The sequence below is a fragment of the Streptomyces sp. NPDC048018 genome (assembly GCF_043202995.1).
Taxonomy (GTDB): Bacteria; Actinomycetota; Actinomycetes; order Streptomycetales; family Streptomycetaceae; genus Streptomyces.
Genome location: NZ_JBIDBK010000002.1, coordinates 753,171 through 778,166 on the forward strand (window position 1 = coordinate 753,171; position 24,996 = coordinate 778,166).

Annotated in this window: 21 protein-coding genes and 1 pseudogene; 12 read left to right on the top strand and 10 right to left on the bottom strand. The window is 72.7% G+C overall.

Features of this window, described 5'->3' with window-relative positions; translation table 11 throughout:
- Window positions 1-12: 12 nt before the first annotated feature.
- Both cutA and ACGF1Z_RS09315 read right to left on the bottom strand, forming a co-directional pair.
- Entirely contained in the window at window positions 13-732 is a 720-nt protein-coding gene (gene cutA / locus ACGF1Z_RS09310) for a divalent cation tolerance protein CutA (RefSeq protein ID WP_393001642.1), read from the bottom strand.
- A 373-nt stretch (window positions 733-1,105) separates the two neighbouring features.
- On the bottom strand, window positions 1,106-1,693 hold the full coding sequence (locus ACGF1Z_RS09315) for an NADPH-dependent FMN reductase (protein ID WP_393001644.1): 588 nt from the start codon (window positions 1,691-1,693) through the stop codon (window positions 1,106-1,108).
- A 68-nt stretch (window positions 1,694-1,761) separates the two neighbouring features.
- On the opposite strand from ACGF1Z_RS09315, the gene ACGF1Z_RS09320 reads away from it, so the two are divergent.
- From ACGF1Z_RS09320 to ACGF1Z_RS09330, 3 genes are all read left to right on the top strand, one after another.
- Entirely contained in the window at window positions 1,762-2,688 is a 927-nt protein-coding gene (locus ACGF1Z_RS09320; RefSeq protein WP_393001646.1) for an aminotransferase class IV, read from the top strand.
- 228 nt (window positions 2,689-2,916) lie between these two features.
- Window positions 2,917-3,453 (top strand): hypothetical protein, encoded by a 537-nt coding sequence (locus ACGF1Z_RS09325; protein ID WP_393001648.1) that lies wholly within the window; start codon window positions 2,917-2,919, stop codon window positions 3,451-3,453.
- 139 nt (window positions 3,454-3,592) lie between these two features.
- On the top strand, window positions 3,593-4,156 hold the full coding sequence (locus ACGF1Z_RS09330; RefSeq protein ID WP_393002449.1) for a class F sortase: 564 nt from the start codon (window positions 3,593-3,595) through the stop codon (window positions 4,154-4,156).
- Between the two features lie 296 nt (window positions 4,157-4,452).
- Here the strand turns inward: ACGF1Z_RS09330 and ACGF1Z_RS09335 are convergent, their stop codons facing one another.
- Complete coding sequence (locus ACGF1Z_RS09335; protein WP_393001650.1) at window positions 4,453-5,238, bottom strand: sulfite exporter TauE/SafE family protein; 786 nt, start codon at window positions 5,236-5,238, stop codon at window positions 4,453-4,455.
- Between the two features lie 201 nt (window positions 5,239-5,439).
- Here ACGF1Z_RS09335 and ACGF1Z_RS09340 point away from each other — a divergent pair, with 201 nt between their 5' ends.
- The 5 genes from ACGF1Z_RS09340 to ACGF1Z_RS09360 all read left to right on the top strand — a co-directional run bounded on the left by ACGF1Z_RS09340 (window position 5,440) and on the right by ACGF1Z_RS09360 (window position 11,006).
- Window positions 5,440-6,651 carry an NAD(P)/FAD-dependent oxidoreductase gene (locus ACGF1Z_RS09340; protein WP_393001652.1) on the top strand — a complete coding sequence of 404 codons (1,212 nt, stop codon included), beginning with the start codon at window positions 5,440-5,442 and terminating at the stop codon, window positions 6,649-6,651.
- A 1-nt stretch (window position 6,652) separates the two neighbouring features.
- On the top strand, window positions 6,653-9,193 hold the full coding sequence (nirB, locus tag ACGF1Z_RS09345) for a nitrite reductase large subunit NirB (protein ID WP_393001654.1): 2,541 nt from the start codon (window positions 6,653-6,655) through the stop codon (window positions 9,191-9,193).
- Entirely contained in the window at window positions 9,190-9,519 is a 330-nt protein-coding gene (gene nirD / locus ACGF1Z_RS09350; RefSeq protein WP_393001656.1) for a nitrite reductase small subunit NirD, read from the top strand. The genes nirB and nirD overlap by 4 nt, the downstream gene beginning before the upstream one ends.
- 59 nt (window positions 9,520-9,578) lie before the next feature.
- A complete protein-coding gene (locus ACGF1Z_RS09355) occupies window positions 9,579-10,163 on the top strand; it encodes a TetR/AcrR family transcriptional regulator (RefSeq protein ID WP_393001658.1) in 585 nt (194 codons plus the stop codon).
- A gap of 84 nt (window positions 10,164-10,247) precedes the next feature.
- Window positions 10,248-11,006, top strand: a complete 759-nt coding sequence (locus tag ACGF1Z_RS09360) for an SDR family NAD(P)-dependent oxidoreductase (protein WP_393001660.1) — start codon at window positions 10,248-10,250, stop codon at window positions 11,004-11,006.
- 177 nt (window positions 11,007-11,183) lie between these two features.
- Here ACGF1Z_RS09360 and ACGF1Z_RS09365 read toward each other — a convergent pair whose 3' ends face one another.
- The 5 genes from ACGF1Z_RS09365 to dusB all read right to left on the bottom strand — a co-directional run bounded on the left by ACGF1Z_RS09365 (window position 11,184) and on the right by dusB (window position 18,813).
- Window positions 11,184-11,615 (bottom strand): VOC family protein, encoded by a 432-nt coding sequence (locus ACGF1Z_RS09365; RefSeq protein ID WP_393001662.1) that lies wholly within the window; start codon window positions 11,613-11,615, stop codon window positions 11,184-11,186.
- A gap of 110 nt (window positions 11,616-11,725) precedes the next feature.
- Window positions 11,726-12,190, bottom strand: a complete 465-nt coding sequence (locus tag ACGF1Z_RS09370; RefSeq protein ID WP_393001664.1) for a group III truncated hemoglobin — start codon at window positions 12,188-12,190, stop codon at window positions 11,726-11,728.
- 373 nt (window positions 12,191-12,563) lie between these two features.
- Window positions 12,564-13,589 (bottom strand): ArsR/SmtB family transcription factor, encoded by a 1,026-nt coding sequence (locus ACGF1Z_RS09375; RefSeq protein WP_393001666.1) that lies wholly within the window; start codon window positions 13,587-13,589, stop codon window positions 12,564-12,566.
- Between the two features lie 569 nt (window positions 13,590-14,158).
- Window positions 14,159-16,870 carry a pyruvate, phosphate dikinase gene (gene ppdK / locus ACGF1Z_RS09380; RefSeq protein WP_393001668.1) on the bottom strand — a complete coding sequence of 904 codons (2,712 nt, stop codon included), beginning with the start codon at window positions 16,868-16,870 and terminating at the stop codon, window positions 14,159-14,161.
- An 806-nt stretch (window positions 16,871-17,676) separates the two neighbouring features.
- The gene (dusB, locus tag ACGF1Z_RS09385; protein ID WP_393001670.1) at window positions 17,677-18,813 is read right to left on the bottom strand and encodes a tRNA dihydrouridine synthase DusB; all 1,137 of its coding nucleotides are present in this window, start codon (window positions 18,811-18,813) and stop codon (window positions 17,677-17,679) included.
- A gap of 52 nt (window positions 18,814-18,865) precedes the next feature.
- Between dusB and ACGF1Z_RS09390 the strand changes: the two are divergent.
- Window positions 18,866-19,030: pseudogene (locus ACGF1Z_RS09390) on the top strand (MFS transporter); the annotation flags it as partial.
- Between the two features lie 44 nt (window positions 19,031-19,074).
- Here ACGF1Z_RS09390 and ACGF1Z_RS09395 read toward each other — a convergent pair.
- Window positions 19,075-20,052 carry a helix-turn-helix domain-containing protein gene (locus ACGF1Z_RS09395; RefSeq protein ID WP_393001672.1) on the bottom strand — a complete coding sequence of 326 codons (978 nt, stop codon included), beginning with the start codon at window positions 20,050-20,052 and terminating at the stop codon, window positions 19,075-19,077.
- A gap of 101 nt (window positions 20,053-20,153) precedes the next feature.
- Between ACGF1Z_RS09395 and ACGF1Z_RS09400 the strand changes: the two genes are divergently transcribed.
- From ACGF1Z_RS09400 to ACGF1Z_RS09410, 3 genes are all read left to right on the top strand, one after another.
- On the top strand, window positions 20,154-21,596 hold the full coding sequence (locus ACGF1Z_RS09400; RefSeq protein WP_393001674.1) for an MFS transporter: 1,443 nt from the start codon (window positions 20,154-20,156) through the stop codon (window positions 21,594-21,596).
- Window positions 21,597-21,684: 88 nt separating this feature from the next.
- Window positions 21,685-22,707, top strand: a complete 1,023-nt coding sequence (locus ACGF1Z_RS09405; RefSeq protein ID WP_393001676.1) for an aldo/keto reductase — start codon at window positions 21,685-21,687, stop codon at window positions 22,705-22,707.
- Window positions 22,708-22,738: 31 nt separating this feature from the next.
- The gene (locus ACGF1Z_RS09410; protein ID WP_393001678.1) at window positions 22,739-23,332 is read left to right on the top strand and encodes a TetR family transcriptional regulator; all 594 of its coding nucleotides are present in this window, start codon (window positions 22,739-22,741) and stop codon (window positions 23,330-23,332) included.
- 68 nt (window positions 23,333-23,400) lie between these two features.
- Here ACGF1Z_RS09410 and ACGF1Z_RS09415 read toward each other — a convergent pair whose 3' ends face one another.
- Entirely contained in the window at window positions 23,401-24,780 is a 1,380-nt protein-coding gene (locus ACGF1Z_RS09415; RefSeq protein WP_376630244.1) for a glycine--tRNA ligase, read from the bottom strand.
- Window positions 24,781-24,996: the final 216 nt, after the last annotated feature.

The following is a 24,996-nucleotide window of genomic DNA, read 5'->3' on the forward strand; positions in this document are numbered from 1 at the left end:
AAGGGACGTGGCCTAAGGGCGGCTGAACCAGTCGCCGCTCTCGATCACCGGGCCGAGGGGCGCGTCCGGGGCCGCCAGGAACACCCAGGCGGACACCCGCGCCCCGTCCCGCTCCCGGACGACGTCCATCGCCACCCGTTCGTATCCGGCGGGCAGCTCCAGCCGGTCCAGCAGGGCGAACAGTTCGCCGTACGCGCCGGGCGCCGGCGTCAGCAGCGTGCCGACCACCCGGCCCCCGTCCGCCGGGACGACATAGGGATAGCCGGGCCCGTCGTGCAGCACCGCACCCGACAGCACGGCGTCCGCCTCGGTGCCGATCCGGCCCGCGAGGAACCGGTCGTGGTTGTACGCGCCGGGGCGCAGCGTGCCGTACACGAAGAAGGGGCGCTCGTCGTCCACCGGGCCCTCGATCGCCGGGGCCGCCTCGGTCTCCTGCTCGACCCAGCGGGCGTAGTCCGCGCCGGCCCGGGTCACCCGGGTGGCGAGGATCTCCGGCGTCTCGTAGTCGTGGGCGGCGAGGAGGTGCGCCTCCAGGGCCGGGAAGCGGGCCTCGGTGGTCTTGAACTCCACCTGCCACTCCTCGGCGGTCTCGATCGCGCCCTGCCAGTGGTAGACGGAGGTGACGGGGCCCGAGACCTGCGCGCAGGCGGCCAGCCGGGCCTCGACGGCTCCGCGCGCCAGGGCGTCGGCCTTGGCGCGCGCGTCGGTGGTGGTGCGGACGGTGACGATCACGCCTCCACCGTACGGGCGAACCGGGCCGCTTGCAGCCGGGCGTGGGCCCCTTCGGCGGGTGTGTGGGCGCCCACCGGCCACGAGGTCGGCGGGGTGACCGGGGATGTGTGGGAGGGCGCGTCGAGCGCGACGGCGACGGCCGCCGCGGCGAGGACCGGGAGGACGGTGAGGAGCAGGGGGGTTCGAGGGGGTCTTCGGAGACGTTCGAGGGTTCGGAGGTTCCGCCCGGGCGGTGACGCCCGGGGCGCCGGGCCGGCCCGTTCCGGGGTGCGCTCGTCCTCGGTGGCGGCGGGGTCGGCGGCCGGCCGCCGGCGCGCTCGCGTACGGCGGTGGTCAGGCGGCGGCCGGTGCCGGGGCTCGGCCGCGCCCCCGCTCAACCGGCGTACGGACGGGTCGCCTTGGCGTCCTTGAGCGCGCGGGCCCACCAGCCGAGCTGGTCGAGCATGGTCTTGGCGGCGGTGTCCGGCCCGGTGGAGTCCTTGGGGGCGCCGTCCTCGTCGAACTGCCCGTGGGCCAGGTGGAAGGAGACGGTGTCGCGGACGGTGACGGCGTGCATCTCGGCGAAGACCTGGCGGAGTTGCTCCACGGCGCGCAGGCCGCCGGAGATGCCACCGTAGGAGACGAAGCCGACGGGCTTCGCCTGCCATTCGGTGAAGTGCCAGTCGATCAGGGACTTGAGGGAGGCCGGGAAGGAGTGGTTGTACTCGGGGGTCAGCACGACGAAGGCGTCGGCCTCGGCCAGGACGGGGCTCACCTTCGCGAGTTCGGCCCGGACGGCGGGACCCGGGTTGTGGGAGAGGGCGGTGGGCAGGTCGACGTCGGCGAGGTCGACGAGCCGGGTGCTGAAGTCGTCGCGCTCGGCGGTGCGTCCGGCGAACCAGTCGGCGACGACGGGGCCGAAGCGGCCCTCGCGGTTGCTGGCGACGATGACGGCGAGACGGAGCGGGTTCGTGATGTCCATGCCGAGAATCCTGGTACCTCGACCTTGGTTGAGGTCAAGGGGGAATCCCCGGGCATACGGTGGACCCCATGACCACGCCTGACCGGAAGCCCGAGAAGACCGCCGGAGAACCCGCCGCGGAGACCGCCCGGAGGTCGGCGGGGACCGTCGCGGAGACCGCCGGGAGCTCGTCCGGGACCACCGCGGAGACCGCCGGGACCGCCGCGGAGACCGCCGCCATGGAGGCCGGGCCCGGAGGGGTCACCGCCCTGCACGTCGAGGTCGACGGCGCGCCCGCCGCCGACCCGGAACTCCTCGCGACGCTGATGAGCGGCTACGGCCACTTCACCGCGATGCAGGTGCGCGACGGGCGGGTGCAGGGCCTCGGGCTGCACCTGGACCGGCTCGACCGCTCCACCCGGGAGCTGTTCGGCCGGGCCCTGGACGTCGGCCTGGTCCGGACCCGGCTCGCCGGGGCGCTCGCGGCCGCGGGCCGGCGGGACGCGTCGGCGCGGGTGTACGTGTACGAGGGCGCCCACGCCGTGGTGACCGTACGGGCCCCGTTCCCGGACGACCGGCAGCCCTGGTCGCTGAAGTCCGTCGCCTACTGGCGGCCGGCCGCGCACATCAAGCACCTGGGCGGCTTCGGGCAGGCCTTCCACGGGGACGCGGCCCGCCGGGCGGGCTTCGACGAGGCCCTGCTCACCGGCGGCCCGGACGCCGAGATCGCCGAGGGCGCGGTCACGAACATCGCCTTCTGGGACGGCTCTTCGGTCGTCTGGCCGTCGGCGCCCCACCTCGCCGGCATCACGATGCAGCTGCTCGCCCCGCGGCTGCCGTCCGTCACCCGCCGGGTGACCCTCGCGGACGTGCCCTCCTTCCGTGCGGCCTTCGTGACGAACTCGCGCGGCATATCGCCGGTCTCGCGGATCGACGACGTCACGCTCGGGGTCGACGAGGAGCTGATGGCACGGGTGTACGCCGCGCAGGAGGAGGTGCCCTGGGAGGTGCTCTGACAGGCCTCCTCAGACGGGCCGGTCACCCGTTCGGCACGGGCCGTCAGGTGTGACCGAGGAATCGGCTCCGACCTGCGCAGATGCCCGGAATCCAGGCGACGCGCCGTCCCGTACGGAGCAATTCTGATCCTCCATCAGCAGGCGTGGGGCGCGGCCACGCATTTATCTCGGTCCTACGGAAGAACGTCCCGCTTCCGGCACACATGTTCGCGCGCCCCGGAGGACCCCATGCGCCGCAAACCCGCCCGACTGCTCACCGGTACCGCGCTCACGATCGTCGCCCTCGGCGCCTTCGCCGCCCCCGCGGCGCTCGCGAACGACGGACACGGCAACAACGACGGCCACGGCTCGGAGGCCCTGGAGATCTTCCCCTCCTCGGCCGACCCGGGCACCACCGTCACCGTGAACACCCTCGCCTGCGGCTCCCACGGCCACGGCGTCGGCGACGCGAACTCGCTCGGCGCGGGCGAGTTCCAGCTCAACCCCAGCACCCACAAGGAGGTCGTGGTCGGCCAGTTCACGGTGCCGCACCACGCCAAGGCGGGGACCTACGGCATCAGCGTCGCCTGCGACAACGGCAGGACGGCCCGCGGCGACGTCGTCGTCAAGCACAAGAGCCCCAGCGGCCACGTGCAGACCGGTGTGGGCGGCAGCGTGGGCGCCGACACCGCCCAGATCACGGCGGGCGTGGCGGTGCTGGCCGCGGCTGCCGTGGGCGGTACCTGGCTCCTGCGCCGCCGGGCGAGCGGCGCGCAGGACGGCTGACCGTACCGCCAGCTCCTGCCCCCGCCGCGTGCCCGCTGACGGCCCGGCGGGGGCAGGACCACACCCGGAGGGAGAAACGCCCGTGGGCAACCGCAGCAAGGGCTGGGGCATAGCCCTCGCGGCCTGCGCGGGGCTCTGGATGATCCAGAACGGCTCCGGCGAGGTCACCCCGCCCGTTCCCTCGGCCGCCCAGGCCTTCGCCGCCGGGCCGAGCGTCCACACCGACGCCGCCGCCGACCCGCTGCCACCCTCCCGGCCGCTGCGGCTGCGCATCCCCGAGATCGACGTGGACGCCCCCGTGACGGGCCTCGGGCTCGGCCCCGACGGCTCGCTGGAGGTGCCGCCGGCCGCGGACCGCAATCTGGCCGGCTGGTACGAGAACGGCACCACGCCCGGCGCGAAGGGCACCGCGATCGTCGCGGGCCATGTCGACAACGCGCAGGGGCCGGCCGTCTTCTACGCCCTGGGCGCCCTGAAGAAGGGGCACAGGATCGAGGTGGACCGGCAGGACGGGCGCACCGCCGTGTTCACGATCGACGCCATCGAGGTCTACGAGAAGGACCGCTTCCCCGACGCCAAGGTGTACGGGGAGGCCGACCGGGCCGAGATCAGGGTGATCACCTGCGGCGGCGGCTTCTCCCGGAAGTCGGGCGGCTACCAGGGCAACGTCGTCGCCTTCGGGCACCTCATCGGCGTGAAGTAGCCCCCTCGGCGCCCCGCGCCCCGTCCCTCGGCGCCCCGCGCCCCCGTTCGTCCGCGCCCCGCGCCCGCCCCGGCGCCCCGCGCGGACCACGGCAGTCGGCCGGACCACGGCGGCCGGGCCGATCGCGACGGCCGGTGGGAACCTCACGGCCGGGCGGACCACCACCGCCGGGAGGACCGCGCCGGTGGGCACCCCCCGCCGGTGGGGACCCCGCGCCGGTGGGGACCCCGCGCCGGTGGGGACCCCGCGCCGGGTCGAACGCGCGATGCCGGTCGGCCGGGCTCCCCGCGCCCCTGTCAGGCCCACTGGTCGAAGGCGAGCTTCGCGACCAGCGAGAAGACGACCACGAGCAGCACCCCGCGGACGAACTCCGAGCCCTTCCGGAGCGCCATCCGCGCGCCGATCATGCCGCCCGCCAGGTTGAAGACCGCCATGACGCCCGCCAGCAGCCACATCACGTGCCCCTGGTAGGCGAACATGGCGAGCGCGCCCGCGTTGGTGCAGACGTTGACGATCTTGGCCGTGGCGGAGGCCGTCACCAGGTCCAGGTGGAGCACGGCGGTGAGGGCGAGCACCAGGAAGGTACCGGTGCCGGGCCCGAACAGGCCGTCGTAGAAGCCGATCCCGCCGCCGACCACGACGATCGCCGTGACGATCCGGGCCCGGGTGAGCGCGGGCCGCGCCACGCCCCCGGGGCGAGTGCCGAAGGACGGGCGGAACATCACGAAGCCGGCGACGGCGAGCAGCACCACCATGATCACCGGCCGCAGCACCTGACTGCTGATCCCGGCCGCGAAGAAGGCGCCGCCCATCGATCCGGCGAGCGCCGCGATCCCGATGCGTACGGCCGTGCCGACCTGCACCGGCGCCTTGCGGACGTAGGTGACGGCCGCACCGGAGGTGCCGACGATCGCCACGGCCTTGTTGGTGCCCAGGATCTGCGCGGCCGGCAGGTGCGGCAGGCCGAGCAGCAGCGCGGGCAGCAGGAGCAGACCGCCGCCCCCGACCACGGCGTCGATCCAGCCGGCCGCAAGCGCCGCGACGCAGAGCAGAGCGAGAGTGGTCAGGGATATGTCAGGCATGCCGCGAGCCTAGAGCCCGGATGTGTGCGCCATCCATCGATCTCGGGAGTCTTGAGCTACGTCTGAGCTTGCCGCCGTCCCGGCGGGCCGTATACGCCGGTGAGGGGCCTCACAGCGCGGCGGGCCCGTGGTGAGGTCAGCGTTCCGTCCGGGAAACAGCCGGGATCCCACCGGGTAACACCCGCCGCGCACGCTTCCGTCATGAGTACACGGATCGTGGTGGTCGGGGGCGGAACGGCGGGCGCCCGGCTCGCCCAGCGCCTGCCGGTCACGCTCCTCGGCGAGGAGCCGCACCCGCCGTACAACCGCCTGCTGCTCGCCGACGTCCTCGCCGGCCGCTACGGCCCCGAGGTCATCGCGCTGCCCGAGGCGTGCGAGCCGGCCCGGCTCGGCGCGCGGGCGGTGCGGATCGACCGCGCGGCCCGCACGGTGGAGTGCGCGGACGGCGCCCTCGTGCCGTACGACCGGCTGGTCCTCGCGACCGGCTCGGCGCCGGTGCTGCCGCCGCTGCGCGGACTGCGCGGGGCGGCGCTCCCGGCCGGGGTGCACCCGTTCCGGACGCTCGACGACTGCCTGGCGCTGCGCGAGCTGGTCCGGCCCGGGGTGCGGGCGGTCGTGGTCGGCGGCGGGCTGCTCGGCGTCTCCGCGGCCCGGGCGCTCGCCGCGCTCGGCGCCGAGGTCGTGCTCACCCAGCAGGGCGAGCGCCTCATGGAACGGCAGCTCGACGAGGAGGCCTCGGCCCTGCTCCGCACGCACATGGAGGAGCTGGGCGTCGAGGTGCACACCGAGTGCCGGGTGAGCGGTCTGCGGCAGGAGGGCGGCCGTGTCACCGCGGTCGAGCTCGCCGACGGATTCGTCCTCGACGCGCAGGTCGTCGTCCTCGCCTGCGGGGTCCGCCCCCGGGTGGCGCTGGCCCGCGAGGCCGGTCTCGACATCCGCACCGGGGTCGTGGTCGACGACGAGCTGCGCACCTCGGACCCGGCCGTCCACGCGATCGGCGACTGCGCCGAGCACGACGGGCGCGTGTACGGCCTGGCCGGCCCCGCGCTCGACCAGGCCGACGTGCTGGCGGAGCTGCTCCTCGCGGAGCGGGCCGGCGGCCCGGCCGGCGCGGGCCGCCCCCGCTACACCGGCACCCGCGCGCTCACCCGGCTCACCCTCGGCGGCCCCGAGTCGCTGGACCTGGCGGCGTTCGGCGAGACCACCCCCGCCCCCGGCGACGACGTCGTGCGGCTGACGGACGCGACCCGGCGGGCCTACCGGAAGGTCGTCGTCCGTGGCGACCGGCTCGTCGGCGGCGTACTCCTCGGCGACCTCGCCGCGGTCGGCACGCTCGCCCGGGCCTGGGCGGGCGACGAGGCCCTGCCCGACGCCCCCCTGCTCCACCTTCTGACCCACGACGGAGGCTCCTGACATGACGACCCCTCCCACCCCCACCATCGTCCTGGTCGGCCACGGCATGGTCGGCCAGCGGTTCCTGGAGGCGCTCGCGGACCGGGGCGTCACCGCGCGGGCCCGGATCGTGGTGCTCTGTGAGGAGCCCCGGCCCGCCTACGACCGCGTCCAGCTGACCTCGTACTTCTCCGGGAAGACCCCGGACGACCTGTCCATGGTCGAGGACGGCTTCATGGACCGGCACGGCATCGAGCTGTACACGGACGACCCGGCCGTCGCCGTCGACCGGGCGGCCCGCACGGTCACCGCCCGGTCCGGGCAGGTCTTCGCGTACGACACGCTCGTCCTGGCCACCGGCTCCTTCCCCTTCGTGCCGCCGGTGCCCGGCAAGGACGCCCAGGGCTGCTTCGTCTACCGGACGATCGAGGACCTGCTCGCGATCGAGGAGTACGCGAAGGGCCGGACGACCGGCGCGGTCGTGGGCGGCGGCCTGCTCGGCCTGGAGGCGGCCGGCGCCCTCAAGGGCCTCGGTCTCGACACGCACATCGTGGAGTTCGCGCCCCGGCTGATGCCGGTACAGGTCGACGAGGGCGGCGGCGCGGCCCTGCTGCGCACGATCGAGCAGATGGGCCTGACCGTCCACACCGGGACGGGCACCCAGGAGGTCGTCACCGAGGACGGCGCGGTCACGGGCATGCGCCTGTCGGACGGCTCCGAACTGGCCACGGAGATGGTGGTCTTCTCGGCGGGCGTGCGCCCCCGCGACCAGCTGGCCCGCGACTGCGGCCTGGACGTCGGCGAGCGCGGCGGCATCGCCGTGGACGAGCTGTGCCGGACCTCCGACCCGGCGGTGTTCGCGATCGGCGAGTGCGCGCTCGCCTCCGACGGACGGGTGTACGGCCTGGTGGCCCCGGGCTACGAGATGGCGCAGACGGCGGCGGCGACGATCGCCGAGGAGAGCACCAAGGGCTTCACCGGCGCCGACCTGTCGACCAAGCTGAAGCTGCTCGGCGTGGACGTGGCCTCCTTCGGCGACGCGCACGGCACCGCCGAGGGCTGCCTGGACGTCGTCTACTCCGACTCGCGCTCGGGCGTCTACAAGAAACTGGTGGTCGACGGCGAGGGCACGCTGCTCGGCGGGGTCCTGGTCGGCGACGCCGAGTCCTACGGTCTGCTGCGCCCGCTGACCGGCTCCAGGCCGCCGGTCTCCCCCGAACAGCTGGTGCTCCCGGCGGGCGTCGGCGCGCCGGTCGCACTCGGCCCGTCCGCGCTGCCGGACGACGCGGTGATCTGCTCCTGCCACAACGTCACCAAGCACGCGATCACGCAGTGCGCCTCGCTGCCCGAGGTGAAGAAGTGCACCAAGGCCGGCACGGGCTGCGGCAGCTGTGTGAAGGTCATCGAGAAGCTGCTGCCGGCGGCCGCCGACAAAGGACTCTGCGGCTGCTTCGCGTACAGCCGCAGCGAGCTCTACGAGATCGCCCGCACGCTGCGGGTGACCTCCTTCGCCGCCCTGCTCGACTCGCACGGCCGCGAGGAGGCCGAGGGCGGCGACGGCTGCGAGGTCTGCAAGCCGACCGTCGGCTCCGTGCTGGCCAGCCTCGCGCCGGCGATCGGACTGGGCGGCTACATCCTGGACGGCGAGCAGGCCTCGCTGCAGGACACCAACGACCACCACCTGGCCAACCTCCAGCGCAACGGCTCCTACTCGGTGGTGCCGCGCATCCCGGGCGGCGAGATCACCCCCGAGAAGCTGATCGTGATCGGCGAGGTGGCCCGCGACTTCGGCCTCTACACGAAGATCACCGGCGGTCAGCGGATCGATCTCTTCGGCGCGCGGGTGGACCAGCTCCCCTCGATCTGGACCCGGCTCGTCGACGCCGGCTTCGAGTCGGGGCACGCGTACGGCAAGGCGCTGCGCACGGTGAAGTCCTGCGTGGGCCAGACCTGGTGCCGCTACGGCGTACAGGACTCCGTGAAGATGGCGATCCAGCTGGAGCTGCGCTACCGCGGCCTGCGCGCTCCGCACAAGCTGAAGTCGGCGGTCTCGGGCTGCGCCCGCGAGTGCGCGGAGGCCCAGTCGAAGGACTTCGGCGTCATCGCCACCGCCAACGGCTGGAACCTGTACGTCGGCGGCAACGGCGGCGCGACCCCGCGCCACGCCGACCTGCTCGCCCAGGACCTCTCGGACGCCGAACTGGTGCGCCTGATCGACCGGTTCCTGATGTTCTACATCCGCACCGCCGACCGCCTGGAGCGCACGTCGGTGTGGCTGGAGCGCCTGGAGGGCGGCCTCGACCACCTGCGGGACGTGGTGGTGCACGACTCCCTCGGCCTGTGCGGCGAGCTGGAGGCGCTGATGGCGGCGCACGTCGAGGACTACCGGGACGAGTGGGCCGCGACCCTGGACGACCCGGACCGGCTGCGCCGCTTCGTGTCCTTCGTCAACGCGCCCGAGACGCCGGACCCGTCGGTGAGGTTCGTGCCGGAGCGCGACCAGATCAAGCCCGACCTCCAGATCCTCACGATCGGCACCCTGGAAGGAGCCTCCTCCCGATGACGAACCTCGAACTCTCCCCCGCCGAAGACGCCTGGATGACGGTCTGCGAGGAGGCCCGCCTCACCCCGGGCCGGGGCATGGCGGCGCTGCTGCCGGACGGCCGGCAGGCCGCGGTCTTCAAGGACCGCTCCGGGCGGACCTACGCGATCGACAACCGCGACCCCTTCACGGGGGCGCAGGTCCTCTCCCGGGGCCTGCTCGGCTCGGCGGGCGGGCGCGTGTTCGTCGCCTCGCCGCTCCTGAAGCAGCGCTTCGACCTGGAGACGGGGCGGTGCCTGGACGACGACGAGGTGGCGGTGGCGGTGTACCCGGTGCGGACGGTCTGAGCGTCCCCTCCCCAAGGCATTATTTGACCGATCGTTCCGGAAAGACGTACGGTCATCTCATGGCCAGGACCAAGGAATTCGATCCCGACGCCGCGCTCCAGGCCGCTCTCGAGCTGTTCTGGGCGCGCGGCTACGAGGCGACGTCGATGGCGGACCTCGTCGAGCACCTCGGCATCGGCCGGGCCAGCGTCTACGCGACCTTCGGCAGCAAGCACGAGCTGTACCTGAAGGCCCTGGACCGCTACCTGGAGGGCCGCGACCCGCGGATCGTGGCGGAGCTGTCCGCGCCCGGTCCGGCCCTGCCGGCCGTGCGGGCCCTGGTGCGCAGGTTCGCGGCGGAGGCCGGGACCGACGGAATCCGCCAGAACGGCTGCCTGGTCACCAACTCGGCGGCCGAACTGGCCCCGCACGACGGCGCGGTGACCCGGCGGGTGGAACTCAGCTGGGAGCAGGTCGAGACCCTGCTGCACAGCGCGCTAAGCCGGGCGGGCGCCCAGGGCGAGCTGCCGGCGGAGCGCGACCCGCGGGCGCTCGCCCGGATGCTGCTGGTCCTGCTGCAGGGGCTGCGGGTGGTCGGCAAGGTGTCCGGCGACCCCGCCCGCGTGCGCGACGCGGCGGAGCAGGCCCTGGCCCTGCTCGACTGACGCGGTTCACGCGGGGGCGCCTTGCGGCGCCCCTTTCCTGGGCCCTCATTCGAGAACGATCAGTCAAATACAGGGGGAGAAGACATGCACCGCTTCACCGATCGCACCGTCCTCGTCACCGGGGGCGGCTCCGGGCTCGGCCGGGCCATCGCGCTCGCCTTCGCCGCCGAGGGCGCCCGGGTGGCCGTCGCGGGCCGGGGCGCCGCCCCGCTCGACGGGACGGTGGAACTGATCGAGGCCGCGGGCGGCACCGCCCGCGCGTTCACCGCCGACGTCACCGTCGCCGGGGACGTGCACCGCCTCGTGCGGGACACGGTGACGGCCTTCGGGGGGCTCGACGTCGCCGTCAACAACGCCGGAGTGTTCCGCGGCGGCCACCTCGCCGGCGACTTCCCGCCGGCGGACTGGCAGACGCTGCTCGACACCAACGTCACCGGCGTCCTGCACGCGCTCCAGGCGGAGATCGCCCACATGCGCGCCCACGGCGGCGGGGCCATCGTGAACATCTCGTCCAACCTGGGCCCCCACGTACGCGTCCCCGGGCTCTTCGGCTACCAGGTCTCCAAGGCGGCCGTCTCGGCGATCACCCGGGCCGCCGCCCTCGACCACATCGCCGACGGGATCCGGATCAACGCGGTCAGCCCCGGGGCCTCGGAGTCCGCGATGTCGCTGCGGCCGGGCGAGACGGAGGCCGAGCGCGCGGTGCGGATGAAGGAGCAGTCGCCGCTCGGGCGGATCTCCTCGGCGGCCGAGATCGCGGCCGCGGTGCTCTACCTCGCCTCGGACGCGGCCGGCTCCGCCGTCGGCACGGATCTGGTGATCGACGGCGGCGTCTCGGCCTGACGGGCCCGACCGGACCCGAACGGCCCGACCGGACCCGAGGAGCCCTGGACGGGTTCGAGCGCCGGCCCGGGGCGGCTGCCGGGGCGGGCGACCGGCCCCTGCCGGGGCGGCTGCCGGGGCGGGCGACCGGCCCCTGCCCTGCCGGGGCGGCTGCCGGGGCGGGCCGTCCGGGAGCGATCAGCCCTGGGCACCCTGGGCGCCCTGGGCGGCCGCCATGTCCATCCAGAAGACCTCCCAGTGGTGGCCGTCCGGGTCGGCGAAGGAGCGCCCGTACATGAAGCCCATGTCCATCGGCTCCTTCGCCGGGCTGCCACCGGCAGCCAGCGCCCGGTCCGCGAGCTCGTCGACCTTCTCGCGGCTCTCGGCGCTCAGCGTGACGAGCACCTCGGTGCTCTTGGTGGCGTCGGAGATCCCCTTGCCCGGCGCGAGGAAGCTCGTGAACTTCTCCTCGGTCAGCAGCATCGCGTAGATCGTGTCGCTGATGACCACGCACGCGGCGGTCTCGTCCGTGAACTGCGGATTGATCGAGTAGCCGAGCTGCTCGTAGAACGCCTTGCTGGCGTCCAGGTCCGTCACCGGCAGGTTCACGAAGATCATCTGCGGGGCCATGGTGTCACTCTCTCTTCCGTGGGAGCCGTGTCGGCGCTTTCGAGGGGTAGACGGGTGGTCCCGCCGGAATTCATCGGTGCCGCACTGCTTTCCTCGGAGATCTTTTCCGCTCAGGCCGCCGACCGCAGCCTGAGCGCCGCCAGCGGCACGAAGCCGCCCTGGCCCTCGGGGGCGTCGGTGGACGCGTCGCGCCCTTCGAGGCGCCGCAGCAGGGCCACGGCGATCCGCTCACCCTGCGCCTTGGCCCGCTCGGCCACCGGCCCCTGGTGGAGCCCGTCGACGGCCGCCCGCCACAGCTGCGTCCAGCGCCCGAAGTGGGCGGCGGTGAGGGGGCGTGCGGAGTGCAGCGCGGCGTGCGGCGCGAAGGCGTCCCGCCCGTACCCGGCGGTGCGGAACAGCGCTCGTTCCCAGAAGTCGGCGATCCTCGGCAGATGGGCCTCCAGGTCGGTGCCGGCGACCTCGGTGAAGAAGGGCCCGATCAGCGGATCTGCGAAGGCCGCCTCGTAGAAGCGCCGCAGCAGGACGTCGAGGTCCTGGCGGCAGCCGATGTCACGGAGGGCGCGGGTGGCGGGCATGCTCCCAGCCTGCCGGTCCGGGGGCCGCCGGGCCAGTGCCGAAGGTCCTCGGGGGCGCCGAGCCGCGGGCGGCGAAGCGTTTCCGCCGCACCGCCGCAGGTGGCCGGGCGCCACCGCCGACCGGTGCGGCGAGGGCGTCGGGCGTGCCGGGGGCGGACGCGGCAGCGGGTCTGCCGCGCGGGCGCCGAGGGCCTCGCGGCCGGCACGGGCGAGGCGCGCAGCGATGCGCACACGTTCATGGCCGGAAGAGGGCGGTCCCGGCGGACAACGCCCACCGTCCGTCGCCCTCCCGTCACCGTCCGTTGATGCCGGCTCGACTCCGAACTCCTGGATTCCGGCGCGGCACCACCGGCAGTTCGCCGGACGGCATCACCTACGAGGTGACCGGCCCGTTCCGCGCGTAGCACCGGTGCCCGACCCGGCCGTGGCCGCCGCCTCCCAGGAGGGCGGCGCCCAGCGGCGTCAGGGTGTGCAGGACCGCGTTGCCGTGCCGCAGCGTGGCGACCAGGCCGGCCTCGCGCAGGACGCCGGCGTGCTGGCTCGCGGAGGCCAGGGACACCCCGGCCCTGCGGGCCAGCTCGCTCGTCGTGCCGCCGTCGCCGATGGCGCTGAGCACCTCGGAGCGGGTGTGCCCGACCAGCTTCGCGAGCGAGGGCAGGCCCGGGGCGCGCAGGGTGGGCGGCTCGCCGTGGGTGATCGGGTAGACCAGCACCGGGGTCAGCTCCGGGTCGCGCAGCACGACCGCCGTGCCGCGGCAGAACCAGGACGGCTGGAGCAGCAGCCCGCGCCCGTCGAGGTGGACGTCCCGGTCGACCGGATAGTCGGCCTCCAGGACCGGGCTGTGCCAGCGGAGCATCGGCGGCAGGGAGGCGAGGAGTTCGTCCGCGCCGCCGTCGAGCAGGGCCCGGCCGCGGCGCGCCCGGTCGGCCTCGACCTGGGCCTGGATGTGGGTCCAGTACGGCTCGACGGCGGCCCGGTGATAGCTGCTCAGCGCCGAGAGGAGCCGGCCGAGGGGCTTGCCGCCGCCGTCGGCGAGGCTCCGCAGCGCGGCGGGGACGGCGGGGCGCCCGGAGCGGGCCGCGCCGATGAGGGCCAGTTCGGTGTGCAGCCGGTCGGGCGGTGTGGCGCCGACGGCGTCGAGTCCCTCGTCGAGCCCGAGGATGCCCTGGGGCGGCGTCAGGAAGTCGGGGAAATAGCCGCGGCTCGGCACGAGCGCTCCGAGCAGCCGGGTCTCGGCGCCCAGGCGCCTGCGCGCCTCGGAGCGCCATTCTCCGTACACGACGGAGCCGCGCCGGTCTCTTAACCGGTGAAAACTGAGAATCGTTTCCCACAGAACGTCCGGCCGGGCAGCCATACGCACCCCGGCCAAGTCGTTTCCGGTGAAATGAATCCGCAGCATATGCCGAACCCCCACCTGTGCACTCGCAACCACCCCCGACGACGAGTATGCACAGCATCACTGCACGTTACCAGGGTGTTTCAGCCACACTTGAAAAGCCTCGCGGCGAACGCCCGGGAACCGAAAAGCTGTGCGTGTCGGACGGGAAACCTTCAGGACCGAGGTGACGCGGCGAAGACCGTGGGGGGCTTAGTCGCGTCCGGCGGCGGTCGGCGAGGTTGCGGCTCACCCGCCCGACGAACCCAATGGGCGCGGCCTCCGGGTGGGGATCCGGGGGTCGCGCCCGTCTCATTCTTTGCGAAAGCGCAAGAAGTTCAACGCCCAATAATTCAACGCACACATTGCGTGGGGAGTTGAACAGGAACTCACATTTCCCCAACGATCATGCAACGGCGGGGCCGGACGAAATACGACGGGGCGGACACCTCCGCACAAGGTGTCCGCCCCGTCTCCTTTGGAAACCGGAGCCGCCGCCCATCGGTTTGAGGGTCGGGGACGAGCGGCGGCTCCGGTGGTCTTCGCACGACTTCGCTACTGAACCGATGTTCAGCGGCGGCGCCGGCGGTGGGTCAGCGGCTGTCGCTGCCCTTCGACTCGGCCGCCGCGCGGCCGGCCTCCAGTCGCGCCACCGGGATCCGGAACGGCGAGCAGGAGACGTAGTCGAGACCCACCTCGTGGAAGAAGTGCACCGACTCCGGGTCACCGCCGTGCTCGCCGCAGACACCGAGCTTGATGTCCGGGCGGGTGGCCCGGCCGGCCTCGACGGCCTGCCGGACCAGCGCGCCGACGCCGTCCTTGTCGATGGTCTCGAAGGGGCTGACGCCGAAGATGCCCTTCTCCAGGTACGCGGTGAAGAAGCTGGCCTCGACGTCGTCGCGGGAGAAGCCCCACACCGTCTGGGTCAGGTCGTTGGTGCCGAAGGAGAAGAACTCGGCGGCCTCGGCGATCTGACCGGCGGTCACGGCGGCGCGCGGCAGCTCGATCATGGTGCCCAGGGCCAGCTTCAGCTCCACGCCGGTCTGCGCCACGACCTCGGCGATGACCGCCTCGGCCTCCTCGCGGACCAGCTCCAGCTCCTGGACGGTGCCGACGAGCGGGATCATGATCTCGGCGCGCGGGTCGCCCTTCGCGTCGATGCGCTGGGCGGCGGCCTCGGCGATGGCGCGGACCTGCATGGTGAACAGACCGGGGATGACCAGGCCGAGCCGGACACCGCGCAGACCCAGCATCGGGTTCTGCTCGTGCAGCCGGTGCACGGCCTGGAGCAGGCGCAGGTCGTTCTCGTGCGGCTCCTTGCGGGCCTCGGCGAGGGCGACGCGCACCGAGAGCTCGGTGATGTCGGGCAGGAACTCGTGCAGCGGCGGGTCGAGCAGGCGCACGGTGACCGGCAGGCCGTCCATCGCCTCGAAGAGCTCGACGAAGTCCGCCTTCTGCAGCGGGAGGAGGGCCTTCAGCGACTCCTCGCGCTCCTCGTCGGTGTCGGCGAGGATCAGGCGCTCGACGTACTGGCGGCGCTCGCCGAGGAACATGTGCTCGGTGCGGCACAGGCCGATGCCCTGGGCGCCGAAGCGGCGGGCGCGGGAGGCGTCCTCGGCGTTGTCGGCGTTGGCGCGGACCCGCAGGCGGCGGACGCGGTCGGCGTAGGCCATGATCCGGTGCACGGCCTGGACGAGCTCGTCGGCGTCGTCGGCGCCGGCGTGCATGCGGCCCTCGAAGTACTCGACGACCGGGGACGGTACGACGGGTACCTCGCCGACGTACACCTTGCCGGTGGAGCCGTCGATGGAGACGACGTCGCCCTCCTCGATGACCACGCCGGAGGCGGTGGTCATGCGGCGGCGCTTGGTGTCGACCTCGAGCTCCTCGGCACCGCAGACACAGGTCTTGCCCATGCCGCGGGCGACGACGGCGGCGTGCGAGGTCTTGCCGCCGCGGGAGGTGAGGATGCCCTCGGCGGCGATCATGCCGTCCAGGTCGTCCGGGTTCGTCTCCCGGCGGATCAGGATGACCTTCTCACCGGAACGCGACCACTTGACGGCCGTGTACGAGTCGAAGACGGCCTTGCCGACGGCGGCGCCCGGGGAGGCGGCGATGCCGCGGCCGATCTGCTCGACCTTCGCGTTCTCGTCGAACTTCGGGAACATCAGCTGGGCGAGCTGGGCGCCGTTGACGCGCTGCAGCGCCTCGGCCTCGTCGATGAGGCCCTGGTCCACGAGCTGGGTGGCGATGCGGAAGGCGGCACCGGCGGTGCGCTTGCCGACGCGGGTCTGGAGCATCCAGAGCTGGCCGCGCTCGATGGTGAACTCGATGTCGCAGAGATCCTTGTAGTGGGTCTCGAGCGTGTTCATGATCTGCATGAGCTGGTCGTACGACGTCTTGTCGATCGACTCGAGCTCGGCGAGCGGCACGGTGTTGCGGATGCCGGCGACGACGTCCTCGCCCTGCGCGTTCTGCAGGTAGTCGCCGTAGACGCCGGCGTGGCCGGAGGCGGGGTCGCGGGTGAAGGCGACGCCGGTGCCGGAGTCCGGGCCGAGGTTGCCGAAGACCATCGAGCACACGTTGACGGCGGTGCCGAGGTCGTGCGGGATGCGCTCCTGGCGGCGGTACAGCTTCGCGCGGTCGGTGTTCCAGGAGTTGAAGACGGCCTCGATGGCCAGGTCCATCTGCTCGCGCGGGTCCTGCGGGAAGTCGCGGCCGGTCGCGGTCTTGACGATCTTCTTGAACTGCTTGACGAGCTTCTTCAGGTCGCCGGCGTCCAGGTCGGTGTCGCTCGTGACCTTCTTGGCGGCCTTGGCCTCGTCGAGGGCGTCCTCGAAGAGCTCGCCGTCCACGTCGAGGACGGTCTTGCCGAACATCTGGATGAGACGACGGTACGAGTCCCAGGCGAAGCGCGCGTTGTCGGCCTGCGCGGCGAGACCCTCGACGGAGGCGTCGGAGAGGCCGATGTTGAGGACGGTGTCCATCATGCCCGGCATCGAGAACTTGGCGCCGGAGCGGACGGAGACGAGCAGCGGGTCGTCGGCCTGGCCGAGCTTCTTGCCCATCCGGCGCTCGAGGGCGTCGAGGTGCGCGCTGACCTCGTCGCGGAGCTCGACCGGCTCGGAGCCGCTGTCGAGGTAGACCTTGCAGGCCTCGGTCGTGATCGTGAAGCCGGGGGGAACCGGGAGACCGAGGTTGGTCATCTCGGCCAGGTTCGCGCCCTTGCCACCAAGGAGGTCCTTGAGGTCCTTGTTGCCCTCGGTGAAGTCGTACACGAACTTCTGATCATTGTTTTCCGACACGGGTCCCGACTCCTCGACGACTCGGTTGGCTGCCCTGACGGCGAGGAACATACCCAGATCGAAGGCGTCTGGGGAGGTACGCCTACCGGTCACCCGGTCTTAACCACCCGTCCGCCAGCGCATCGAAAGTAACTGACGGGTAGCTTCCGCTTTCAGGCCCCGAAGCTCATTTGACTCAAAGTAGGCTCAGGGCGCTCAAGTGAGCGCACAATCCGGCATATGCGTTCAACTTTTGAACACAAAATGGGTGGCACTCCGTGCCACCCTTCAACCGCCGCAGGCGTCGGTAATGTGCTCATCTGAGCACTACCCCTATCAGGGGTGGCGAGAATCACTCCGCACGAGCGGCCCGATTCCCACGATCCGGACCCTCCTCGGGACCTTCCGGCCTCTCGCGTGCGAGGACGGGCCATTCGTGCACGTCACCCTGTGTCCGCAAGGGCGATCTTGTGCACCGGGTGCCACGCGCGGAGGGCGTCGCCCCGGCGCCCGGGGACGGCCGGGGCTCCGGGGGGCGACGAAAGGGACACGGCGAGTCCACCCGTTCGACACTTCGGGCCCGCTCACGTGAGCGGGCCCGAAGTGTCGAACGGGGACGTGCGCCGTCTCTGCGAACGCTCGATCATTCAAGAAGCGTCCGCACGATCCCCCCGGGCACCGTCTCTCCGTTCCCTTGCCGGAGGCAGTGCCTGCGGAGAACGGCAGGCCGGGACCGACCCGGTGCGGAGGGCAGAACCGGTCGGGGGCCGACCGGGTGCGGAGGGCGGACCCGGCCGGGACCGACCGGTGCGGAGGGCGGGCCCGGCTCAGCCGCCCGAGGTGTCCAGCTCCGCGTCCTCGCTCACGAAGGCGCAGTCGTACGGGTCTTTCAGCCAGCCGTCCGGCAGCACGACCCGGTTGTTCCCGGAGGTGCGGCCGCGGGGGCCGTCCGCGCCGAGCGGCCAGGGCTGGTCGAGGTCGAGCTCGTCGAGGCCGGACCGCAGCGCGTCCAGGGAGGACGTGACGGCGAGCCGCTTGCGCATCTCGGAGCCGACCGAGAAGCCCTTCAGGTACCAGGCCACGTGCTTGCGGAAGTCGATGACACCGCGCGCCTCGTCGCCCAGCCACTCGCCGAGCAGACGGGCGTGCCGGACCATCGCGTCCGCGACGACCCGCAGCGAAGGCTGCGCGTATCCGCCCGTGCCCTCGAAGCCCGCCACGAGGTCGCCGAAGAGCCAGGGCCGGCCGAGGCAGCCGCGGCCCACGACGACGCCGTCGCAGCCGGTCTCGCGCATCATCCGCAGCGCGTCGTCCGCCGACCAGATGTCGCCGTTGCCGAGCACCGGGATCTCCGGCACGTGCTCCTTGAGCCGGGCGATGGCGTCCCAGTCGGCGGTGCCGCCGTAGTGCTGGGCGGCGGTGCGGCCGTGCAGGGCGATGGCGGTGACGCCCTCCTCGACGGCGATCCGGCCGGCGTCGAGGTAGGTGATGTGGTCGTCGTCGATGCCCTTGCGCATCTTCATCGTGACCGGCAGGTCGCCCGCGTTGGTCACGGCCTCGTTCAGGATCGCCCGCAGCAGCGGCCGCTTGTACGGGAGGGCGGAGCCGCCGCCCTTGCGGGTGACCTTCGGCACGGGGCAGCCGAAGTTCAGGTCGATGTGGTCGGCGAGGTCCTCGTCGACGATCATCCGCACGGCCTTGCCGACGGTCACCGGATCCACGCCGTAGAGCTGGATCGACCGCGGCTTCTCGGTCTCGTCGAAGCGGATGAGCTGCATCGTCTTCTCGTTGCGCTCGACCAGGGCGCGCGTCGTGATCATCTCGCTGACGAACAGCCCCTTCCCGCCGGAGAACTCACGGCACAGGGTGCGGAAGGGTGCGTTGGTGATGCCGGCCATCGGCGCGAGCACCACCGGCGGCTGCACGATGTGCGGCCCGATGGCGAGGGGGGAGAACGCGGTCATTGGCCCATTGTCGCGCACTGCACGAGTCTTTAGACAGCCGTACTATCCGGCTATGTCCGAGGTCACGCATGCGCAGCCGACCCGCGGCCGGCGCCGGGTCGTCCTCGCGATCTGCTGCATGAGCCTGCTGATCGTCAGCCTGGACGACACCGCGCTCAACGTGGCGCTGCCCGCCCTGCGGCGTGACCTGGGCGCCTCCGTCTCCGGCCTGCAGTGGCCCGCGGAGCGGACGGCCGGGCTCCTGGAGGGGACGGCCTGCTCTCAGGCGGCGGCGAAGGCCCCGTCGTCCTGAGCGGCCGGCAGGGCTGCGGCTCCCTGGGCGGGCGACCCGCCGGCGCCCTCCGCCCGGCCGGCCGGCGCCTTCGCCGCCCGCTGTTCGTCCGCCTTGATCAGTGCGTGGAGCCGCTCGACTCCCGCCCGCGAGGCCTCGTCGACCGGTACGTAGGTCACCAGGCGCGGTCCGGACTGGGGGCCGAGGTAGAGGTTGGTGTGGTCGAGGCGGAGCAGGCCGACCCGGGGGTTGCGGATGAGTTTCGTGCGGCCGGACTGGTCGACGACGTCGTGCCGGGCCCAGATCTCGCGGAACTCCGGGGAGGCGTCCTGCAGCCGGTGCAGGAGCGCCTTCCAGGCGGGTTCGGCGAGGTGCTCGGCCATGGCGGCGCGCAGCTTGCCGGCCAGTGAGCGGAGCACCTCGGGCAGGTCGGTGACGGCGGTGCGGAAGTCCTCGTCGGTGAAGGCGAGCCACAGGCTGTTGCGGTCCTCGCGGGGGAGCGCGTCCAGGTCGCAGAAGAGGCGCCCGAAGGTGCGGTTGTAGGCGAGGAAGTCGTAGCGGCTGTTCTGGACGGCGGCCGGGACCGGCTCCAGCTGGTCGAGGAGCTGCCGGAGGGCGGGGGTGACGGTCGGGCAGGGCGTCTCGGGGTGCGGGTCGCTCTGTCCGGCGAGGGCGAAGAGGTGGGCCCGCTCGGTGGGGTCGAGCAGCAGCGCGGCGGCGAGCGCGTCCAGGACCTGCGGGGACACCTGGATGGGCCGGGCCTGCTCCAGCCACGTGTACCAGGTGACGCCGACGGAGGAGAGCTGGGCGACCTCCTCGCGGCGCAGTCCGGGGGTGCGGCGGCGCCGGCCGCGCGGCAGCCCGGCCTGCTCGGGGCTGATCCGCTCGCGCCGGCTGCGCAGGAACGCGGCGAGTTCGTGTCGCCGGACGTCCGGCTCGGTGTTCGCGTGTGCCGTCATGACGGTCATGCTCCCAGGGTGCCGGGGCGCTCAGCCCGTTGCCAGGTAGTGCTTGTACCAGGATAAAGAGGCTCTGGTACCAGGCTGGGGAGGGCCCGAGGCTCGGTTGTGTGACTACGACAACCTCCCCGTCCACCCGCGCCGCCGTCCCGGTCGTCGACCACGCCCGGCCGGCGCTCGGTTCCCTCGGCCTGTTCACCGTGCTGCTCGGCGCGGCCCTGCCGCTGATCGACTTCTTCATCGTCAACGTCGCCCTGCCCACCATCGACCACGACCTGGCCGCGGGACCGGCGCTCCTCGAACTGGTCGTCGCCGGCTACGGCCTGGCGTACGCCGTGCTGCTCGTCCTCGGCGGGCGGCTCGGCGACCTGTTCGGGCGCCGCCGGCTCTTCCTCGTCGGCATGGCCGCCTTCGGCGTCACCTCCCTGGCCTGCGGTCTCGCCCCGGACGCCTGGACGCTGGTCGGCGCCCGGGTGGCCCAGGGGGTCGCGGCGGCGCTGATGCTGCCGCAGGTGCTCGCGACCATCCACTCCTCGACCTCGGGCGCCCGGCACGCGAAGGCGCTGAGCCTGTACGGGGCGACCGCGGGCCTGTCGATGGTCGCGGGCCAGATCCTGGGGGGCGTGCTCGTCGCCGCCGACCTCGCGGGCACCGGCTGGCGTGCGGTCTTCCTGGTCAACGTGCCGGTGGCACTGGCCGGTCTGCTGCTCGCCGTCCGCGCCGTCCCCGAGACCCGTTCGGACCGGCCCGCGCCGGTCGACGTGCCGGGCACGCTGCTGCTCGCGCTGTCCCTGCTCACGCTGCTCGCCCCGCTGACCGAGGGCCGGGCGGCGGGCTGGCCGCTGTGGACCTGGCTCTCCCTCGCGGCGTTCCCCTTCGTGGCCGGCGCCTTCTGGTGGGTGGAGCTGCGGACCGACCGCAGGGGCGGGGTGCCGCTGGTGCCGCCGAGCCTGCTCGGCCTGGTCTCGCTGCGCCGGGGACTGGCGGTGGTGCTGCCGCTGTCGCTGGGCTTCAGCGGCTTCATGTTCGTGATCGCGGTCGCGCTCCAGCAGGGTCTGGGCATGGGCGCGGTGGCCTCGGGCATGGCGCTGGTGCCGATGGCGGTGGCCTTCTTCGGGGCCTCGCTGGCCGGTCCGCGGGTCGTACGGCGCTGGGGCACCCGGATCGTGACGGTGGGCGGGCTGCTCCAGGGGCTCGGCATCGCCCTGATCGCCTGGGTGGCGTGGCGGGGCTGGGCGGACCTGACGGTGTGGCACCTGGTGCCGGGCATGGCGATCGCCGGCCTGGGTCAGGGCCTGCAGTTGCCGGTGCTCTTCCGGCTGGTGCTCTCGGAGGTGCCGGCGGAGCGGGCGGGCGTCGGCAGCGGGGTGATGGTGACCACGCAGCAGTCGGCGCTGGCGCTGGGGGTGGCGACGCTGGGCTCGCTGTTCCTGTCGCTGGCCTCCTCGCCGGCCGGGACGGGCTCCGCGGTGACGACGACGCTGCTGGTCCAGCTGGGCGTGATCGCGCTGACGGTGCTGCTGAGTCTGCGCCTCCTCCGCACCGTGAAGTGACAAATATTGAAATCTGTCATCGCACATGTCATGGTTGAAGGGTGCCCGGCCCGACGGGCGCCTTCCCTCCCCTCCCCAGGAGCCCCCCATGACGACCACGACCACCCTCCCCACCCGCCCCCTCGGCACCACCGGACCCCGGGTCTCCGCCCTCGGCCTCGGCTGCATGGGCATGTCCGCGCTGTACGGCGAGGCCGACCGCGCCGAGTCGGTCGCGACGATCCACGCCGCCCTGGAGGCCGGCGTCACCCTCCTCGACACCGGTGACTTCTACGGGATGGGCCACAACGAGCTGCTCATCAACGAGGCGCTGCGCACCGCCCCCGCCGCCCTTCGCGAACAGGCTCTGACCAGCGTGAAGTTCGGTGCCCTGCGCGCCGTCGAGGGCGACTTCCTCGGCTACGACGGACGGCCGGACGCGGTGAAGAACTTCGCCGCGTACTCGCTGCAGCGCCTCGGCACCGACCACATCGACATCTACCGGATCGCCCGCGTCGACCCGGACGTGCCGATCGAGGAGACCGTCGGCGCCATCGCCGAACTGGTCGAGGCGGGCCACGTCCGGCACATCGGCCTCTCCGAGGTCGGCGCCGACACCCTGCGCCGGGCGGCCGCCGTCGCCCCGATCGCCGACCTCCAGATCGAGTACTCGCTCATCTCCCGCGGCATCGAGGACCGGATCCTGCCCGCCGCCCGCGAGCTGGGCATCGGCATCACCGCGTACGGGGTCCTCTCGCGCGGTCTGATCAGCGGGCACGTCACCCGGGACCAGACCTTCGCCCCGGGCGACTTCCGCGGCATGTCCCCGCGCTTCCGGGGCGAGAACCTGGGCCGGAACCTGGACCTGGTGGACCGGCTGCGCGACGTCGCCGGGACGAAGGGCGTCACCGTGGCCCAGGCCGCGATCGCCTGGGTGCTGGCCCAGGGCGCCGACATCGTGCCGCTGATCGGCGCCCGTCGCCGGGACCGGCTCGCGGAGGCCCTCGGCGCCCTGGACGTCACGCTCGACGCGGCCGAGCTCGCGGCGATCGAGGCGGCCGTCCCGGCGGGCGCGGCGGCCGGCGCGCGCTACCCGGAGAACCAGATGGCCCACCTCGACAGCGAGCAGTGAGCGGCCTCCGGGTGACAGGTACTGTCATTCCATGGCCGCCACCACCGAAACCCTGACCGCGGAGCGCATCCTCGAAGCCACCGAGGAGGTCCTGCGGCGCTACGGCCCAGCGAAGGCGACCGTCGTCGACGTGGCCCGGGTCCTCGGCGTCAGCCACGGCAGCGTCTACCGCCATTTCCGCACGAAGGCGGCGCTGCGCGAGGCGGTCACGGAGCGCTGGCTGGAGCGGACGATCGTCGCCCTGGAGCCTTACGTGGCGACGGCGGAGCCCGCCGACGAGCGCCTGACCGGCTGGCTCACGGCCCTCTTCACCCTCAAGCGCGAGAAGGTCGGCGGCGATCCGGAGCTGATGGCGACCTTCCAGGTGCTGATCGGCGAGAACAGCGCGGTGGTCGACCGGCACGAGGACCATCTGGTCGAGCAGATCGCCCGGATCCTGGAGGACGGCGTCCGCGAGGGCGTGTTCGCCGCCCCGGAGACGGACGCCGCGACGACGGCCCGCGCGGTCTTCCACGCCACGGACCGCTTCCACAACCCGGCGCACTCCGCCGACTGGGCGGCCCCCGACAGCGAGGCGGCCTTCGCCGCGGTCGTCTCCCTGGTGCAGCGCGCCCTGAAGGCCTGAGACGCGGCACGGGAGAGCCCCCGGTTCCGAGACGGAACCGGGGGCTCTCCCGTGCGGGCGAAGCGGACTCAGCAGCCGATGAGGCGGCTGGCCAGGTAGCCCTGGATCTGGTCCAGGGAGACGCGCTCCTGCTTCATGGTGTCGCGCTCGCGCACGGTCACCGCGTTGTCCTCGAGGGTGTCGAAGTCGACGGTGACGCAGTACGGCGTGCCGATCTCGTCCTGGCGGCGGTAGCGGCGGCCGATGGCGCCGGCGTCGTCGAACTCGATGTTCCAGTTCTGCCGCAGGTCGGCCGCGAGGCCCTTGGCCTTCGGCGAGAGCTGCGCGTTGCGGGACAGCGGCAGGACGGCGACCTTGACCGGGGCCAGGCGGTGGTCGAGGCGCAGCACGACGCGCTTCTCCATGACGCCCTTGGCGTTGGGGGCCTCGTCCTCGGTGTACGCGTCGAGCAGGAAGGCCAGCATGGCGCGGCCGACACCGGCCGCCGGCTCGATGACGTACGGCGTGTAGCGCTCGCCCTCCTGCTCCAGGAAGGTCAGGTTGGCGCCCGAGGCCTCGGAGTGGGCCTTCAGGTCGTAGTCGGTGCGGTTGGCGACGCCCTCGAGCTCGCCCCACTCGCTGCCGCCGAACTGGAAGCGGTACTCGATGTCGGCGGTGCGCTTCGAGTAGTGGGAGAGCTTCTCCTTCGGGTGCTCGAACCAGCGCATGTTCTCCTCACGGAGACCCAGGCCGGTGTACCAGTTCCAGCGCTGCTCCATCCAGTACTCGTGCCACTGCTCGTCCTCGCCCGGCTTGACGAAGAACTCCATCTCCATCTGCTCGAACTCGCGGGTGCGGAAGATGAAGTTGCCCGGAGTGATCTCGTTCCGGAAGGACTTGCCCATCTGCGCGATGCCGAACGGGGGCTTCTTGCGCGAGGTGGTCTGCACCTGGGCGAAGTTGGTGAAGATGCCCTGGGCGGTCTCGGGGCGCAGGTACGCGACGGAGCCGGTGTCCTGGGTCGGGCCGAGGTGCGTGGAGAGCAGGCCGGAGAACTGCTTGGGCTCGGTGAAGGTGCCCTTGTTGCCGCAGTTGGGGCAGTTGAGGTCCACGAGGCCGTTCTCGGGGAGGCGGCCGTGCTTCTCCTCGTACGCCTCCTCCAGGTGGTCGGCGCGGAAGCGCTTGTGGCAGGAGGTGCACTCGGTCAGCGGGTCGGTGAAGGTGGCGACGTGGCCGGACGCCTCCCAGACCTCGGTGGCCAGGATGACGGAGGAGTCGAGACCGACGACCTCCTCGCGCGCGGTGACCATGTAACGCCACCACTGACGCTTGATGTTCTCCTTCAGCTCGACACCCAGCGGCCCGTAGTCCCAGGCGGCTCGCTGGCCACCGTAGATCTCGCTGCACGGGTAGACGAAGCCACGGCGCTTGCTCAGGCTGACGATGGTGTCGATCTTGTCGGCGGCCACGGTGCTCTCTTCATTACGACGACGAAGTGCGAATGCCTCAGGTTACCGGCGCCCGCACCCCCTCTATCAAATCGGTTCGGCCTCGCCCGCCGGGAAGCGGAGGGCGGGCGGCGCGCGGGTGCCGGCGGCGGCGATCACTCCCTTCCCGACTTGTACCGGTCTGCCGGGATACCGGCGGCGGCCGGCCCGCGACCGAACGCCGGTGCGGGAGGACAC